12 protein-coding genes are annotated in these 17540 nt (G+C 46.3%); 5 read left to right on the top strand and 7 right to left on the bottom strand.

What is annotated here, in order from left to right; genetic code table 11:
* Position 1: 1 nt before the first annotated feature.
* The 4 genes from HMPREF9447_RS04565 to HMPREF9447_RS04580 all read right to left on the bottom strand — a co-directional run bounded on the left by HMPREF9447_RS04565 (position 2) and on the right by HMPREF9447_RS04580 (position 4878).
* Positions 2-688 (bottom strand): Na(+)-translocating NADH-quinone reductase subunit C, encoded by a 687-nt coding sequence (locus HMPREF9447_RS04565; RefSeq protein ID WP_009128509.1) that lies wholly within the window; start codon positions 686-688, stop codon positions 2-4.
* Positions 689-702: 14 nt separating this feature from the next.
* Complete coding sequence (locus HMPREF9447_RS04570) at positions 703-1872, bottom strand: NADH:ubiquinone reductase (Na(+)-transporting) subunit B (protein WP_009128510.1); 1170 nt, start codon at positions 1870-1872, stop codon at positions 703-705.
* A 29-nt stretch (positions 1873-1901) separates the two neighbouring features.
* A complete protein-coding gene (locus tag HMPREF9447_RS04575) occupies positions 1902-3254 on the bottom strand; it encodes a Na(+)-translocating NADH-quinone reductase subunit A (RefSeq protein ID WP_009128511.1) in 1353 nt (450 codons plus the stop codon).
* Between the two features lie 223 nt (positions 3255-3477).
* On the bottom strand, positions 3478-4878 hold the full coding sequence (locus tag HMPREF9447_RS04580) for a C1 family peptidase (RefSeq protein ID WP_009128513.1): 1401 nt from the start codon (positions 4876-4878) through the stop codon (positions 3478-3480).
* A 342-nt stretch (positions 4879-5220) separates the two neighbouring features.
* Between HMPREF9447_RS04580 and HMPREF9447_RS04585 the strand changes: the two genes are divergently transcribed.
* From HMPREF9447_RS04585 to HMPREF9447_RS04595, 3 genes are all read left to right on the top strand, one after another.
* The gene (locus tag HMPREF9447_RS04585) at positions 5221-6426 is read left to right on the top strand and encodes a BamA/TamA family outer membrane protein (protein WP_044137741.1); all 1206 of its coding nucleotides are present in this window, start codon (positions 5221-5223) and stop codon (positions 6424-6426) included.
* Positions 6427-6758: 332 nt separating this feature from the next.
* Positions 6759-7955, top strand: coding sequence for a glycosyltransferase family 2 protein (locus HMPREF9447_RS04590; RefSeq protein ID WP_009128515.1), 1197 nt, complete (start codon positions 6759-6761; stop codon positions 7953-7955).
* A gap of 39 nt (positions 7956-7994) precedes the next feature.
* Complete coding sequence (locus HMPREF9447_RS04595) at positions 7995-10664, top strand: hybrid sensor histidine kinase/response regulator (RefSeq protein WP_009128517.1); 2670 nt, start codon at positions 7995-7997, stop codon at positions 10662-10664.
* Between the two features lie 84 nt (positions 10665-10748).
* Here the strand turns inward: HMPREF9447_RS04595 and HMPREF9447_RS04600 are convergent, their stop codons facing one another.
* A complete protein-coding gene (locus tag HMPREF9447_RS04600) occupies positions 10749-12524 on the bottom strand; it encodes a hypothetical protein (protein ID WP_009128518.1) in 1776 nt (591 codons plus the stop codon).
* Positions 12525-12645: 121 nt separating this feature from the next.
* On the opposite strand from HMPREF9447_RS04600, the gene HMPREF9447_RS28370 reads away from it, so the two are divergent.
* Entirely contained in the window at positions 12646-12804 is a 159-nt protein-coding gene (locus HMPREF9447_RS28370; protein ID WP_009128520.1) for a hypothetical protein, read from the top strand.
* Between the two features lie 245 nt (positions 12805-13049).
* Here the strand turns inward: HMPREF9447_RS28370 and HMPREF9447_RS04605 are convergent, their stop codons facing one another.
* Positions 13050-13553, bottom strand: a complete 504-nt coding sequence (locus tag HMPREF9447_RS04605) for an RNA polymerase sigma factor (protein ID WP_009128522.1) — start codon at positions 13551-13553, stop codon at positions 13050-13052.
* Positions 13554-13820: 267 nt separating this feature from the next.
* Between HMPREF9447_RS04605 and HMPREF9447_RS04610 the strand changes: the two genes are divergently transcribed.
* Positions 13821-16721: a M16 family metallopeptidase gene (locus HMPREF9447_RS04610; RefSeq protein ID WP_009128525.1), complete on the top strand. Its 2901-nt coding sequence runs from the start codon at positions 13821-13823 to the stop codon at positions 16719-16721.
* A gap of 80 nt (positions 16722-16801) precedes the next feature.
* Here the strand turns inward: HMPREF9447_RS04610 and HMPREF9447_RS04615 are convergent, their stop codons facing one another.
* Complete coding sequence (locus tag HMPREF9447_RS04615) at positions 16802-17440, bottom strand: trimeric intracellular cation channel family protein (protein ID WP_009128527.1); 639 nt, start codon at positions 17438-17440, stop codon at positions 16802-16804.
* Between the last annotated feature and the right edge of the window lie 100 nt (positions 17441-17540).

Genomic DNA, 17540 nt, shown 5'->3' on the forward strand with positions numbered 1-17540 from the left:
CTTATTCCTCATCATTATTGGTTAAAAAACTCTTGTAACTATTCAGACAAGTTTTCAGCATAGCATCCACACCTACAGAAGTAATCGTACCGCCGGAGATACCGTCCACCTGAAAATCAGGTTTCTCTACCTTGCCGTTTTTCACAACACCCAGGGCAACTTCACCGTTATCCAGTGTCTTCTTGCCCAGAAATTCATCCTGAAAGGGTTTACCTGCGATTTCAGCACCCAGACCCGGAGTTTCACTGGCATGAGAGAAGTAAACACCGTAAACGGTATCCTTATCACTGTTCAGCGCAACGTAACCCCAGATAGCACCCCAAAGACCGGCACCATAAACGGGGAATACATATTTCGTTTCTCCGTCCACCTCTGCCACAAATACGTGCAGGCGTTGGTGTTCTTTAGCTTCTTTTTCGTAACCGGTAGCAAATGCGCCTGTGTTTTCGGTCAATGTACCGTCCACGTTCATCAGCATGTCTCCCTTTACATATTTATTATATTCTGCCTCGGCATCTTCCACATTCTTAATCTTCAATGCAGCGAGGATTTGCTTCTTCGTATCCAGTTCCACGTTTTTATCCTGAATGCTTCTCAGTGAGGAACTAACGAATGCCAGCAAGAATGCAACGATAACAACCATTACCGAAGCATAAATGATAGTATAACTATTACTATTGGTATTCATTTTCTTCGGGTATTTTAATTGTTAGACTTGATTGCACGTTTCTCGCGGCGGCTGATGTTACCCTGCACTACACAGTAGTCAATCAGCGGAGCGAAGATATTCATCAGCAGGATGGCAAGCATCATACCTTCGGGGTAACCGGGGTTCAATACACGGATCACGATGGCCATGACACCAATCAGGAAACCGAAGATATACTTACCCGTCTCGGTACGTGCCGAAGTTACGGGATCGGTAGCCATGAACACAGCACCGAAACAGAAACCGCCCAGCACGAGGTGTTCGTACCAAGGCATGTGAGCCATCGGAGTGTCAGGACCAACTGTGTTGAACACCCAAGCCATGAATGCACCACCTACAAATACGGAGAACATCGTCTTCCAGCTTGCAATGCCCGTTGCCAGCAACAGGATAGCACCGAGGGCGATGGCAATTACACTCGTCTCACCAATGGAACCCGGTATCAAACCCGTCACCATATCCCAGGAGAAAGGCGGAACGGCCCCTGTAGTGGCAGCTTCACCCAGCGGGGTAGCTACGGTAAGTCCGTCAACAGCCTGTCCCATGCCGAAGATAGAATCACCCGATACCCAAACGGCATCACCGGACATCTTGGTAGGATATGCGAAGAACAGGAATGCACGAGTAATCAGGGCAACGTTGAATACGTTCATACCCGTACCACCAAACACTTCCTTAGCAAAAATTACAGAGAATGCAGTAGCTACCGCCAAAATCCACAGCGGGCAGTCTACCGGAACAATCATAGGAATAAGGATACCGGAAACAAGGAAACCTTCCTGGATTTCTTCTTTCTTCCACTGAGCCACTACGAACTCAATACCGAGACCTACTACATAAGATACAATGATTTTTGGCAATACAGCCAGGAAACCGTAGGCAAACAATTCAATAAAGCTACCTGTAGCGCCGGTAGCATGGAAATGCTGATAACCCACGTTATACATACCGAACAACAACGCCGGTATCAACGCAATGACCACCATCGACATAATGCGCTTGCTGTCGATAGCGTCGTGAATATGCGTTCCCGATTTCGAAGTCTTGTTGGGGACGAACAGGAATGTCTCGAATCCGTCGAACACAGACTGGAATGCGTGGTATTTACCGCCCTCTTCAAAGTTCGGCTTTATCTTGTCGAGATAATTTCTTAACGCTTTCATTATAAATATTAAATATTAAATATTAATTATTACGCCATTTCAGCACGAAGCATATCGAGTCCGGCACGAACGATACGTTGAACTTCTACCTTCGAAGAACATACGAATTCGCAAAGGGCAAAATCCTCGGGAGCTACTTCGTAGATACCCAGGGCCTCCATGCGGTCGATGTCGCCTGCGATAATAGCCTTCACCAGATATTCAGGGAAGATGTCCATCGGGAATACCTTATCGTACTCATTGGACATAATCATGTGGCGTTCGCCACCTTTGACACGTGCATCCAGTACATATTCCTTGTTCTTACCCATCAACCAGCTGAAATAGGAATGATTTACGCTGAACTGATCGAAACGCGGCATAATCCATCCTGCCATTTCGTGGATGTCGTCACCTTCGGGAATCACCGTCAGTTGGCTGTCGAAAGCGCCGAGGAAGCCGTTCGGGCTTACTTGCTTACCTGTAAGCACGTTACCGCTAATGTAGCGTAAGTCTCTGCCTGTGGTCACGTTTCCACTGAATACGTTTGTCAGCAGAGCACCCACTTTCAGTTTGCAGTATGCAGGTTTCAACACTTCGGAACCTGTCACAGCCACTTTACGCGTCATGTCTACACGGCCTGTATTGAACAGACGGCCGATGAAAATGACAGCTTCCGCACCGATTGTCCACACAGTTTCACCTTTCACGATAGGAGAAATGTGGTTAATCTGTACGCCTACATTTCCGGCGGGGTTCGGTCCGTCGAATGCAGTGATGGTCACATTCTTGGCTTGCGTCAACGCTGCTGCCTTTTGTTTCACACTAATACTCAGATACGTCTTTGCCATCTTGGCAAGAGCGTCAAGTCCTGTCTGGAAGTTTGCTTCCTCGCCTTTCAGGGCGAACTCGAAATCGGGTGCCAGCGGGTTGCTGTCGAAGGCTGAAATGAAGATAGCTTTCGGATACATCGTAGGGTCAGCAATCACGTCGTAGGGACGCTGACGGATGAAAGCGAACATACCTGCTTCCAGCAATGCAGCTTTCACTGACTCACCATTCAGGGCATTCACGTCTTTCTTACCGAATTCTTCATAGTCTTGCTCAGCAGCAGCTTCAACGACAATGTTCAGCACCTTGCGGCGTGCACCGCGCTCCACGCTTGTCACTACGCCGCTTACGGGCGAAACAAATTTCAATTCAGGATGATTCTTGTCGATAAACAAGGGTCCTCCGGCCATCACATATTCCTGTTCTTTGACCACCACTTTCGGAGTGATACCCGTGAAATCCTCGGGAACCAATGCGTAGAATCCCGGCTCTTTCACAGACTTTAACTCCTGAGCAGCTTTACCTTTCAGGTTGATGTCAAGGCCTTTACGTAACTTAATTACATTTGCCATGCGTTTATATAAAATAATGGTTTCATTAATTTGCCGCAAAAGTAGCAAAAAAGAACGTGAATAAAGAGTAAAAAAGAAAGGAATTACGGATAAATTTCCGCAATTCCTTTCGTTAACGAGCACGACAATAATAGGGCTACTAAAAAGGGGCTAAAATAGTATGCCACTGCAATAATTCGGTTTGCCCTTGCAATAATTTTATTAGCCCTTGCAATAATCGTTTTTAATTTTCTTCCGCAAACATCGGGTCCCATGCCGGCAGACGGATAGGCTTCTGTTTGAATATATCCATCACTTTGGCAGGAACATACTTGGTTTCCAGTACCAGACGGAACATATATTCGTTGAACCATTCGTCGGTCATAATCAGGTGTCCCTGATAACCACTGGCGGGTCCCCAACTGTTCTCTACCATCCACTTCACAGGCTTTCCGTCCTGATTCAAGTCCACAGCCATGAGGGTCATGGCATGACTGGAGCCGCTGGAGAAGGTTTGAATACGCTGTTTCTTATCCATGCCGAAGGTGGTGCCCATCAGAGATTCGTAATCATAGTTTTTCACATCGAGCAGTCCACGTTCTGAGTTCAGGAACTTGCCCACATCGCAGGAAAAATACATCATGGTGCTGTCTTTCAGGGAGGCGATAGCCATTTCCTTGATGTCCTCTACAGGCAGGTTGACGTATGTCCAGTTCTTGCCGTCGTAACGGTGGCGGTCATAGTCTATCTCATAGCATTTGTAGTACTCACGGGTAGGGTCGTTCATCACCATCACATAGTTGGTCAGCAGGTTTTCGTCACCATATTTTTTCAGGAAAGACATGGGGGTATGATGTTCTGTTTCTGCGGGATTGCCTTTGGCGTCTTTACGCACATAGTCAAATTCCGTAGGCGGAACGCCCAGATTCAGCACCAACATGCGATAAATGGTGCCGAGCATCGTTGTTTTTTCTTTATCCAGTGCGGCAGGTTTTGCTCCCTTAGAGGCAAGGTCGCGCAACTGTAATCCGTATTCTTTCAGTTTCAGAGAAACGAGGTTTGCCATGCGCGACGTATTATCGCTGCTGTTCGTTTCCGGCATCGCCTCTTTAGGCACCAGACCATATTTACTGACAATATCGGCAACGCCCGTAAACGTTCCTCCATCACTCAGTGGATGCTGGAAAAGCCATTCCACAGTCTTGTCGGTCATTGGGCTCTTGCTTGTGTCGATTACGCCTTGCAGGAAAAGGTTCGCCTTCTCCAACTGGTCCCAGAAGAAAGGATAAATCTCCGAGAATTCAAAAGACTGGAAACCGTATTGTGCAATCGCTTTGGCACGCATCACGTTCAGTCCGGTGAAGAGCCAGCAACGGCCGGAAGATTTCTGGTCTGTAATTCCTTTGGAGTCAACTTTCACGGAGAAATGAGTATCCATACCTGTCAGATTTTCCTGGTTGAGGGCCAGTTTGCGGATGTCGTTGTTGCCAATGGCGTTGCGCAAGGCCTTATCGGCGGTAGTCCCCTGGTAGCTCTGTTTAATCTGATTCAGCATTGTTTCGCTGATACCACCCTTCCCGTCTTGTGCCTGCATGGAAAACAGAGCGGCACTGAAAACAAAAACTGATAAAATTCGTTTATTCATAAAATAATAGTTTTATGTTATTTATTCAAGTTTCACAAGCAAGAAATCTACCTCTCAATACATCCGGACCGAGACAGGTCCGTAGTATCTCCGTAGCATCTCCGTAGCAAGTCCGTGCCTGCTCCGTATCTTCTCCGTGTCTTCTCCGTATCTATAACATACGGAGATAGTACGGACTTGGTACGGAGCAGATACGGACCGGATAGGTTTTGTTTACCTTATGAGGTGATGCAAATTTAATTGCTTTTTTGAAACTTTTAGTAAATTCTTTAGATTTATTGTCAATTGAATTGAAAACTTATCCAAATAAATTAGTTTTCTTTGCACCCTCATTCGTATGATATGAAGAAATATATAATAGGTATTATGACGTTACTGTTTTCAGTAACAGTTCTTTCCGCTCAGGAAATGATAAACTTGGCTACCAGCAATGACACAACCCCGGCATTGACCAAACGTGAATTACGGAAACAAAAGGTAGCAAAGCGAAATTTGCACTATAACATTCTGGGTGGTCCCAGCTATACCCCCGACTTTGGTGCCGTACTTGGCGGAAGTGCCTTGATGACCTTCCGGATGAACCCCAGTGACACCACACAGTTGCGTTCTGTGGTTCCCGTAGCCATCGCCTTCCTGTTCAATGGAGGAATCAACCTCTTCTCCAAGCCCCAGCTCTTCTTCAAAGGCGACCGCTTCCGCATCTTCGGAAAGTTTGCTTATAAGAATACGGAGGATAATTTCTATGGCTTAGGCTATAATACGAACAAAAATTATGTCCGCAGTGATACTACCAGTCAATACCGCTACAGCGGCATACAGTTCAACCCCTGGTTCCTGTTCCGACTGGGCAACAGTAATATTTTTGCCGGTCCGCAGATAGACATCAACTATGACGACATCACAGAACCTGCCAAGCATCTGGTAGACGAACCTTCCTATAAAGCGGCGGGCGGAACCAGCAAAGGATATACTAACTTCAACTCCGGCGTCGGCTTCCTGCTGACTTACGACAGTCGTGACATTCCGGCCAACGCATATCGAGGCATGTATCTTGATTTCCGGGGTATGATGTACACTAAATTCCTTGGAAGCGATGACAACTTCTATCGTCTGGAGATAGACTATCGCCAGTATAAGAGCCTGGGTAAACGCAGGGTACTTGCCTGGACGGCACAAAGCAAAAATGTATTCGGTGACGTGCCGTTGACGCAATACGTACTTACAGGAACTCCTTTCGACCTGCGCGGCTATTACATGGGGCAGTATCGTGATAAATCCTCCCATGTAGTCATGGCAGAATATCGCCAGATGATAAATACCGACAAAAGCACTTGGGTGAAACGTATGCTCAACCATGTAGGCTTCGTAGGTTGGGCAGGCTGTGGTTTCATGGGACCCACTATCGGCAAGATAGAAGGTGTGCTGCCCAATTATGGCGTAGGATTGCGCATCGAGGTACAACCCCGCATGAACGTGCGCCTCGATTTAGGTAGAAATACGGTCAATAAGCAGATGTTGTTCTACTTCAATATGACGGAAGCGTTTTAATTCTTTTCTGTTAGGTTATAAATCAAACGGACTATCTTAATTCCCCTCCTCCAGTCGGAGGAGGGGTGCCCAAAGGGCGGGGTGGTAGGTGAGAAAAGAAGTCCTTAATGTTCTTATTAATAGGTATTTTATTGTTTCACCTACCACCTCCCCCCGTTGGGGTACTCCTCCTCCCGGGGAGGAGGAGAATTGAGATAGTACTGTTTATCATTTGCCTCATTTCTTAGCGTTATAAATCATAATTCTCCCCCTTTTCTTGCAGTAATAAAAGATTATCTATATTTTTGGCATTATTTTTTGTTTTCCTTAAACAAAACTGAGGACATCATGCCATGAGAACTTTCGAGATATTATTCTGGATAAGCCTGTTTATCGTATTCTACACCTACATAGGATATGGAATCGTATTGTATATTCTGGTCAAGATTAAAGAAACTTTCCGTAAACCGGTACATTACCCCATGCCCCCCGATGCAGAATTGCCCGAATTAACTCTGTTCATAGCCGCCTATAACGAAGAAGACGTAGTAGACGAAAAGATGCAGAACTGTCTGGAATTGGATTATCCAGCAGAGAAGTTACAAATATTCTGGGTTACGGACGGCAGTAACGACCACACCAACGAACGCCTCGCACGCTGGCCGCAAGCCACCGTACTCCATCAGCCCGAACGACAGGGGAAAACCGCTGCGCTCAACCGGGGCATGAAGTTCGTGAAAACTCCCCTCGTCATATTCACTGATGCCAACACACACCTGAACCGGGAAGCCTTGCGTGAAATAGTCCACGCCTTTGCCAATCCTAAAGTGGGCTGCGTGGCAGGTGAAAAGCGCATCGCCATGCAAACCAAGGACAATGCCGCATCGGGTGGAGAAGGCATCTACTGGAAATACGAGTCCACCCTGAAAGCCCTCGACTCACGCCTTTACTCGGCCGTAGGCGCTGCCGGAGAACTGTTTGCCGTACGTAGCGAGCTGTTTGAAGACATGAGGACAGATACATTGCTCGATGATTTCATTCTCTCCCTGCGCATCGTCATGCGTGGTTACACCATTGCCTATTGCGCTGCCGCCTACGCCACCGAAAGCGGTTCGGCAGATATGCAGGAAGAGGAAAAACGCAAGGTACGCATTGCAGCCGGAGGTTTGCAATCTATCTGGAGACTGCGCCCATTGCTGAACCCTTTCCGTTACGGTTTGCTCAATTTCCAATATGTATCCCATCGTGTCCTGCGATGGTCCATCACTCCTATCTTGTTATTCCTGTTGCTTCCCCTCAACGTGGTGTTGCTCTTCACAAGTGCCCAACCATTGTTCTACGCAGTCATTCTGGGGTTGCAAATACTGTTTTACCTGATGGGCATCTGGGGATATATTCTGTCCCGAAGACACATCAAGAACAAACTACTCTTCATTCCTTATTATTTCCTCTTTATGAACGTCAACGTGATAAGAGGATTCCGCTACCTGAGTAAACGCAAAGGCAATAAAAGCGGGGCCTGGGAAAAAGCACGAAGGGCAGGCCAGTAAAAAAACACCTACCCATAAATCTAAATACAAAGAAAGATAATGAAAAGCATTCTGAAAGACACGAATAATTCCGAGAAACTCCTGAACATGGTATCAGACACCCTGATACTCATGGATAAGGATGGCGTCTGCGTAGACATAGCCGTCCACAACGTAGACCTTTGGTTCCTGAAAGAGGAGAAGCTGCTTGGCAAGAATCTATTAACCATGTTACCGCCCAGAACTTACAGTGAGTTCTACCCGGAATTCAGGAAAGTATTGTTGCGAAAAGTAAAATCAACCCGCAACTATGAACTCACGCTACGGGACGAGACCTATTTCTTTAAATGCATCATGCAGCCCTACGGCGATTTGATATTATGCCAGTATCGCGACATCACCGAACGCAGCCAGCGCAAGCTGGAACTGGAAAACAAAAACCGGGAACTGTTTGAGATACAGAAAGCCGCCCTCATCGGCAGTTGGTTCTATGACACCTCCAGCCAGGAATTCAGCTATGTAGGCCAAACGGGCGTCATGTGCACGGACATGACACAAAACATCCGAGTGGATGCATATCTGGACACCATCCTCCCCGAAGATAGAGCCTCCTTCAACGACTGGCTCACCGCCAACCTCAAGGGAGATATGGAAGAAAGCATAGACTACCGTATCTTATTTAATGGAAAAATATATTATATCCGTTTGAAGGCATTTGCCCGCGAATGCTATAAAGATGGGAATATCACCTTGGAAGGATACATACAAAACATCACCGACATCCAGCAAAAGCGCAACGACATCAACCTCCTGACGCACGCCATCAACAACTCGACGGAAGACATCTTTGCCGCCCATGAAGATGGTTCATTGATATTTGCCAATCGACAATTCATGCTGCACCATAATCTGGGCAGTACGGAAGACATTACCCAATTGAAGATATATGAAATCCAATCGTATGCCCAAAACAAAGAAAAATGGCAAGAGATGGTGACCAACGTAAAGAATGGAGAAAGGCAACAAACTTTCACTATGTACAATCCTTTGCCACTCCGCCCGGACATACTGGCATACGAATGTAATGCTTACTGGGTGACCAGCGACGAAGGTATAGGAACTTTCTGGGCATTTGGTCGGGACGTATCACAGCGTATCCTCCACGAGCAGCAAATCAAGCGGTTCAACCAGATATTGGATAAAATCATAGAGCACCTTCCCGCAGGCATCGTCGTAAAGGATATTAAAAACAAATTCAAATATCTCTACCGCAACCGCGAGTCGTACAACCGCGACGTCCCCATGCAAGAGGCCCAGGGAAGAGATGATTTTGACTTTTATCCTCTCGAAACAGCAAAAGAAAAACGCCGGCAAGACATGGAGATTGCCAGCACAGGACAAGAAATGCACTGGATTACCGAAGAACGCGACGGTCATGGCAATCCTCTCTTCCTCGACAAACGAAAGATGAAGATTGAGAGCAAAGACTTCTCTCCCATCCTGCTGAACATTGAATGGGACATTACGGACATGGAGCTGATGAGACGGGAACTGATGGTTGCCAAAGAAAAAGCCGAAACATCCGACCAGCTCAAATCGGCATTCCTTGCCAACATGAGCCATGAAATTCGTACGCCGCTCAACGCCATTGTCGGCTTCTCACGCATCATTGCCGAAAGCGATAATACCGAAGAGCGCAAAAGCTATTACGAAATAGTAGAGGCAAACAACGAACGTCTGTTGCAACTCATCAATGAAATTCTCGACCTTTCGAAGATAGAAGCCGGTATTGTGGAGTTCAGCATAGCCACGGTGCGGCTGCATCCGCTTTGCAAGGAAATCCATGATGCACACGTCTTCCGCTGCCCTACGGGTGTCGAGCTGATATTCGAACCTTCGGACGAGGAAATCAGTATCGCCTCGGACAAGAACCGTATCTTCCAAGTCATTTCCAACCTGATAGGCAATGCCTTCAAATTCACCACCCAAGGCAGTATCAGTTACGGATACCGCCGGGAGGGAGAGAACATTGTGTTTCACGTGACCGACACGGGCACAGGTATCGCTCCCGAAAAGATAGGAAAGGTATTCGAACGCTTTGTGAAAGCCAACAACTTCGCGCAGGGCACAGGTTTAGGATTGGCCATCTGCAAGACCATCATCGAACGCTTGGGCGGAAACATTTCCGTCACTTCCGAACTGGACAAAGGTACTACTTTCACCTTCACCTTACCTGCAAACGCAGCCCAAGAGGAAGACAAAGAGATGCTGAAAAATGCCCTCGAAGGAAATGAATGGACGGCTGACGAACAAAGTGTAATAGCCGAAAGCACAGAAAGCACTCCGGCTACACCTCCAAAAGACACTGCAATGAAAACCATCCTGATAGCCGAAGACACGGACAGCAATTATATCCTGACCAAAGCCATACTTGGAAAAGAATACCATCTGGAACGTGCCAAAGACGGTATGGAAGCCGTCAACATGTTTGTAGAAATAAACCCGGATATCATCCTGATGGACATGAAGATGCCGAACCTCGGCGGACTGGATGCAACGAAAATCATCCGTGAATTGTCACCCACCGTTCCCATCATTGCCCTGACGGCTTTTGCCTACGACCATGACCGGAAAGCTGCCTTCGACGCCGGATGCAACGATTTCCTGACGAAACCTTTCACACAGGAGGGATTGAAGGAGACGATTAAGAGGTGGGTGAAAGAAAAGTGATTAACGGTTAGTGATTAGTGATTAGTACCTGCGGCATCATAGCGCAGCCTGCTTATCACTAATCACTAACCACTAATCACTAAATTACGCAAAGATATCGCTTCTCTGAATATAAGCAATCACATCGCCCTTATTCACAATGTCGCCTTGTTTGGCACATATTTCTACGATACGTCCGGTAAATCCGGTCAGCAATTTTTCGTACTCTCCCCACGGGGTGGAAAGATAGCAGAACACTTCGTCGTGCTGGTATTTGCGGCCGATGAACGGAGCTACCGAAGGACCTTCTACGGATACTTCCCACAACACCTGTCCTTTATCCGGAGCTATAATCGGGTCGGCTTTGGCGCGTTTCAGCTTCTTGATGTCCTCTTCCGAGTATCCGTTCTTCGCCATAGCAGCATCTTTGGCACGTTGCAGTTCATCTTCGAAACGTTTCTTGGCGGCACCCGACTTATAATCACGATACTGACGGTCGTGCATAGCCAGTTCGAAGAGTTCCTCATCATCTTTGCCATACTCCCATCCGTTCTCATTCATTTCCTTCCGGAATTCATCCAGAGCATCCGGATAATTCGACTGCGGGTCTGTATCCACAAACTCATATCCTTTTGACTTCGCCAGTTCCACAATTTCAGGAGCCAGTTCGCCGGGCAGACGCCCGCTCTTACCCAAAATCATGTCCCAGGTATGATTATCTATCATCGTCCAGCGCTCCTCACCCTTTACCAACTGCATGAGGTTCATCAACGCCACGTTCTTCACATATTGACTGAAAGGCGTCACCAATGGTGGATAGCCCAGTTTAGGCCATACATATTCCACTTCGTCGAACAACATCACCAAGAGGTCATCAATACTGAGTTCCGGTTCATTCTTTCCTCTCAATATCATGTTGATTCCCGAGTGAACACCCTTCAAATCCGCCATCATAGAGCCCATCATACCACCCGGCAGACCGCACTTCAACAACAGAGAGGACATATGTTTATTCGTTGGGTCCATGAAATAACCCAGGAAATCGTCAATAAACTCTTGTGTCATGGCACGCGCCTTCATATAAGCCTTCATATTGATATCCGGCACCTGGAATCCCAGGTCTTTCAACATCGCCTGCACTGAAATCACGTCCGGATGTACTTTACCCCAGGACATAGGCTCCATGGCTACGTCGATAATATCCGCCCCATTCTCGCAGACTTCGAGAATAGAAGCCATCGACAAACCCGGACCGCTATGACCGTGATACTGAATAATCACCTCCGGATGCCTTTCCTTAATTGTCTTCGTCAACCGTCCCAGCATTCCCGGACGACCGATACCTGCCATATCTTTCAGGCATATTTCGGGTGCTCCCGCTTCAATCAGTTGGTCGGCAACATGGGCATAATATTCCACCGTATGCACAGGCGAGTGCGTGATGCAAAGCGTGGCTTGCGGTATCATCCCCGCCTCCAAGGCATATTTAATGGAAGGAATGATATTCCTTGTTTCATTCAATCCACAGAAAATACGAGTGATATCCACCCCTTGCGCATGTTTCACCCGGTACATCAGACGGCGCACATCGGCAGGGACAGGATACATACGCAGGGCGTTCAGACCACGATCCAGCATGTGCGTCTGTATGCCTGCCTCATTGAAAGGTTGGGTAAAAGCGCGTACGGCATTGTTGGGGTTCTCACCATACAACAGATTCACTTGTTCAAAAGCTCCGCCATTCGTTTCCACGCGGGCGAAACACCCCATTTCGATAATCAACGGAGCAATACGTACCAATTGGTCTACACGGGGTTGATATTTACCGGAAGATTGCCACATGTCACGGTAAACAAGACTGAATTTAATTTCTTTTTTCATCACAGTCAGCAGTTAGCGGTTTAACATATATGAATTAAGAGGTTAACTTAATAAGTACAAATATAGGTGTTTATTCTGACATATAGTCAAGAATACACCTAAATTATTCAGTTAAAAAGATATGTTTTATATCATATTGCAACAACAGATTACAAACTGTGCAAGTAACAAGTTCCTTTCGGCATCATGGCCGGACAAAACAAATCCGAAATACTATACCGGATGGGGACACTGGGGACAGAAGTTCACCCCCTCTCTAGCACACACACGCGTATATTAATAATGTACACGCATTAAATTATGCACGCGCTCGTGTGTGTGTGTGCTAGAGAGGGGGTGAACTTCTGTCCCCAGTGTCCCCACCTTAGCTTTATATTTCTCAACCTCACCTTTACGTTGCTCAACCTTAACTTTACGTTGCCCAACCTCACCTTTAATTCCTCATACAAAAAATACGCCCAGAGCACTTGCCCTGGGCTATAAGATTAAAGTCTTTCGATTTATTCAATCTTGTATTGTCTGTTTTTAAACAAAGTCTTTCAATTCTTGTTGTAGCCGCTGGCGGGTGAAGAAGATGCGGCTTTTTACGGTTCCCAAAGGTAATCCGAGTCGATCGGCAATTTCGCGGTACTTGAAGCCGGAGACGTGCATGGAGAAAGGCACTTTATAATCACGTGGCAATGAATTGACGATGCGATGCATCTCTTTCAAGTCATAAGACCCTTCGGTGCTTGCAAAACCGGAGTTCTGGGGCAAGTTCAAGTGATAAAGGTTATCTGTCTGGTCCACGAAAGTTTGTTCGCGAACAATTCTGCGGTAATTATTAATAAAAATATTACGCATGATGGTGTACATCCACCCTTTGAAATTGGTATCGGGCATGTACTTGTCTTCGTTGTCCAACGCTTTGAGTGAGGTTTCCTGCAATAAATCATTGGCCTCCTCTTTATCGGCTGTCAACTTATATGCAAAGCGAAGCAGTTCTTCTTGCACACTAATCAAATCCTTCCTAAAACTGTAGGTATTCATACTTTGCTCTTTTAAATGGTTAATAAATATTTTAAATTCACGATTGCAAGTTTAGGGAAGTTTCCAAAGTTTAGGGGGACTAATATTGTTTTTCTTTAAGGCGAAAACTAACATTTGACAGTTTTCACCCCCATTTTGAGAGTTTTCAGGTGCTATTTTCGATAAAAAGCGTATCTTTTTCCGAAGATTTCGTAAAGTGTTTGTGATTTTTTTATAGTTTTGCCTACATATAGCAAAAACACTTTATTAAAAAAACACTTTAATTTTATGAGACGAATTTTCAAACTATTCATTCTGCTGGCTATCATGGCTATCTCTTTGCCGTCCTTCGGTCAAGGGTTGAAAGCTTTCAAGCTGAAGAATGGTCTTTCCGTATATATATGGGAGGACAACACGAAATCGGATGTGTATGGTATTGTGGCTTGTCGGACAGGCTCGGTCAATGATCCGGCGGAATACACCGGATTGGCTCACTACCTGGAACATGTGATGTTCAAGGGTACCGATAAAATCGGTGCACTGGACTGGGCTACTGAAAAACCGCTTTATGAGAAAATTATCACTAAGTACGACGAAATGGCCGACGAAGCTGACCCCGTAAAGAAAGAAGCTATCGCAAAGGAAATCAACGAGCTGACTGTAGAAGCCGCCAAAGTGAGTGTATCTACTGAATTTATGAACCTGATAGAGAGCATGGGTGGTAAGGGACTGAATGCCGGAACCAGCTTTGACGTGACTTACTATCACAACTCATTCCCTCCCTACCAAATCAACAAATGGCTGGAAATCTACTCACAACGTATGATTAACCCGGTATTCCGTACCTTCCAGACTGAGTTGGAAAGTGTATATGAGGAATATAATATGTATCAGGACAACCCGAGCAGCGTACAGCAAGAGTTCATCTCAAGCAAGGCATACGAAGGACATCCTTACGCACGCCCCATCATCGGATTGCCCGAACACTTAAAGAACCCGCGTCTGAGCAAGCTCATCGACTATTACAATGACTGGTACACCCCCGAGAACATGGTACTCATCCTCGTGGGTAACGTTAATGCCCAGCAAATCAGCGGTCGCATCAATGCCACTTTCGGACGCCTGCAAGCAAAAGCTACTCCCGAACGCAAAACTTATCCTGACCTTGACATCAAAGGCCGCAAGCAATATAATGCAAAAGTGGGTTATTATCCCAACGTATGCCTCGTATACAAAGGTGTACCTGCCGGACATCCCGATGAAAAACCTTTGGATATCGCCATGTCTTTGCTGAGCAACAACAGCAACACCGGTACACTGGACAAGTTGACCATCGACGGTGAACTGACCCAAGGTTTCGCCTATTCAGACAGCCGTCGCGAACAGGGCCGTAACATCGTACGCTGCGTTCCACTCTACGACGAAAACCAACGCCGTTTCGAATCAAACAAAAGCGCTGAAAAGAAAGCCCTGAAAGCTATCGAAAAAGTAGCCAACGGTGAATTTGAAGAATGGCAGATCAATTCTATCAAGAACAACATGTGCCGTGATTTCGACCGCAGCATGGAGTCAAACACCTACAAGGCACACATGCTGATGAACGCCTTCATCAACGAAGAAGACCTGGGACAAGTACTCAACTACAAGGATGAAGTAATGGCTATCACAACAGAAGACATCAAACGTGTTGCCAAACAATATCTGACCAATGACTACCTTGCCATCTACATTGAAAAAGGCAAGCTCGACAAGAGCGCTAAAATCAAGAAACCGGGATACAAGCCCATCGAACCTCCTGTAGGCAAACAATCACTGTATGCCACACAGTTCAAGAACATGCCTATCGGACAGGTAGATGAAAAATTCATCAACTTCGGTGACGTACAAAGCAAACAGTTGAACGACCGTTCCAAGATGTACTACACACAGAATCCGGAAAACAACGTATTCAGTCTGACCCTGCGCTACGGTGTCGGCGAACGTGAATTCCGCAAACTGGGCATTGCCGCCGACCTGATGAATAATGCCGGTATCATGGGTGCCTACGAACCGCAACAACTGAAAGAAGAACTCGGTAAACTGAACGCTACCTGTGAAGTAAGTGCCAACAGCAACTACCTCTATATTACTATGGAAGGTTACGAAGAAACTTTGCCGCAAGCTTGCCAACTCCTTGCCCGTCAGATTCTGATGCCGAAACTGGACGACAAACAGTTGAGCCGTATCAAAGGTTCCATGTTGGGTAGCCGCCAGCAGCGCAAAGAAAATGTAAACGCTTTGTCCAGCGCACTCATGCAATACATGATTTACCAGGATAAATCGTCTTATATCGACGAACTGACCGACAAGGAAGTTTATGAATTGCAGATTTCCGAACTGACAGGCGACATCAACCGTGCTGCTAACTACGAAGCCGAAATCTTCTATTGCGGTACACTGCCTTTCGACAATGCTTACGACATCCTCAGCAAAAACCTGCCGCTGGTTGCCAACGAGAAGCCGTCTACTTCACCGCAAGACAAGCCTATGGCTACTGTAACGGAAAACACCGTTTACTTCCTGCCGAACTCTGATGCAGAACAGGCACAAATCTACTTCTACATGCCGATGGAAAAGTATGATACGAAAGATGACGTGCTCCGTGACGCATTCAACCAATATTTCTCCGGTGGTTTCAACGGTTTGGTACTCGATGAAATCCGTGGAAAACGTTCTATGGCTTACTCAGCCGGAGCTTACATCGGTACACCTGCATTGCCGGGCAACCCGACTTACCTCTTCGGTAACATCGGTACGCAGAACGACAAAGCCAACGATGCACTGGATGTATTCATGGGCCTGATTACAGACATGCCGAAGAATGCCGAACGTATAGACAACATCAAGAGCTACATGCGCCAGGAAATGCTGACCACGCATCCTTCTTTCCGCAACAAGGCCGAATACATGAGATCACTGCAACGTGTAGGTTATAACGATGACCCCACCAAGCAAAACCTGCCGAAGGTGGATGCCCTGACTTTTGATGATATCGTGAAGTATTACGAAGAGAATGTCAAAGGTAAACCCTACTGCATCGGTATCATGGGTAACCCGAAAGATATAGACGTGAAGAAACTTGAGAAATATGGTAAAGTAGTGAAACTGAACGAAAGAAAACTGTTCAACACGAAAGACGCCATGTTCTAACAGGAATCTCCTTTAATTTAAAAGGGTATCACCTAAATTTCAGGTGATACCCTTTTCTTTTGTCCTTGCAATTAAGATTTTTAGTCCTTGTCTTTATTATCTTCCTCTTCCCCACTTCCCGAAAGAATCGGCAAACAAATGTTATACTTCACCGCCAGAATACGTGTGACGAATACCGATACGCCGCCTGCCACCTGGCAACCGTAGGACTGCAAACCCAATGCATGACACACCCAATAAACCGTGCCACCTACCACACACGCCATTGCATAAATCTCCTTCCTGAAAATCAGTGGAATCTCATTGATAAACACATCCCTAATCACACCACCCGCAGCACCCGTAATGCTACCCATGATGATAGCCACCCAGAACGGATACCCCAACGCAATACTTTTCCCCACACCGACCACCGTAAACAGCGCCAGTCCGATGCTGTCGAAGATAAAGAATGTATTATGCAAATGAATGAGATGTTTACCAAAAAGGATTACCCAAAGCAGAGCCAGTCCCGTACATATCAAGTAGATAGGGTCCGTCATCCAGCCCGGCGTCACACCCAGCAGCACATCACGTATCGTACCGCCTCCAATGGCAGTTACAAACCCTACCACGTATGCCCCAAACCAGTCGAACCGTTTTGCTGATGCCAGACGGATGCCACTGATAGCAAAGGCAAACGTACCTATAAAATCGAGTATTTGAACAAATGTTGGCATGATAATCAATGATTAACGTTTAATGATTAGTGATTAATAATTGTCGGTTATTAAAATTATCGGCAAAGTAACGAATAATTTCCCTAAGAAAACGTACATT

The organism is Bacteroides oleiciplenus YIT 12058 (genome assembly GCF_000315485.1).
In the GTDB taxonomy this organism is placed as follows: domain Bacteria; phylum Bacteroidota; class Bacteroidia; order Bacteroidales; family Bacteroidaceae; genus Bacteroides; species Bacteroides oleiciplenus.

Coding starts and splice junctions, on each gene's coding strand:
- HMPREF9447_RS04600 (WP_009128518.1), bottom strand. CDS start 12,524: ATGAAAAAAGAAATTAAATTCAGTCTTGTTTACCGTGACATGTGGCAA.
- HMPREF9447_RS04575 (WP_009128511.1), bottom strand. CDS start 3,254: ATGGCAAATGTAATTAAGTTACGTAAAGGCCTTGACATCAACCTGAAA.
- HMPREF9447_RS28370 (WP_009128520.1), top strand. CDS start 12,646: ATGTTTTATATCATATTGCAACAACAGATTACAAACTGTGCAAGTAAC.
- HMPREF9447_RS04610 (WP_009128525.1), top strand. CDS start 13,821: ATGAGACGAATTTTCAAACTATTCATTCTGCTGGCTATCATGGCTATC.
- HMPREF9447_RS04595 (WP_009128517.1), top strand. CDS start 7,995: ATGAAAAGCATTCTGAAAGACACGAATAATTCCGAGAAACTCCTGAAC.
- HMPREF9447_RS04565 (WP_009128509.1), bottom strand. CDS start 688: ATGAATACCAATAGTAATAGTTATACTATCATTTATGCTTCGGTAATG.
- HMPREF9447_RS04570 (WP_009128510.1), bottom strand. CDS start 1,872: ATGAAAGCGTTAAGAAATTATCTCGACAAGATAAAGCCGAACTTTGAA.
- HMPREF9447_RS04580 (WP_009128513.1), bottom strand. CDS start 4,878: ATGAATAAACGAATTTTATCAGTTTTTGTTTTCAGTGCCGCTCTGTTT.
- HMPREF9447_RS04590 (WP_009128515.1), top strand. CDS start 6,759: ATGAGAACTTTCGAGATATTATTCTGGATAAGCCTGTTTATCGTATTC.
- HMPREF9447_RS04605 (WP_009128522.1), bottom strand. CDS start 13,553: ATGAATACCTACAGTTTTAGGAAGGATTTGATTAGTGTGCAAGAAGAA.
- HMPREF9447_RS04585 (WP_044137741.1), top strand. CDS start 5,221: ATGAAGAAATATATAATAGGTATTATGACGTTACTGTTTTCAGTAACA.
- HMPREF9447_RS04615 (WP_009128527.1), bottom strand. CDS start 17,440: ATGCCAACATTTGTTCAAATACTCGATTTTATAGGTACGTTTGCCTTT.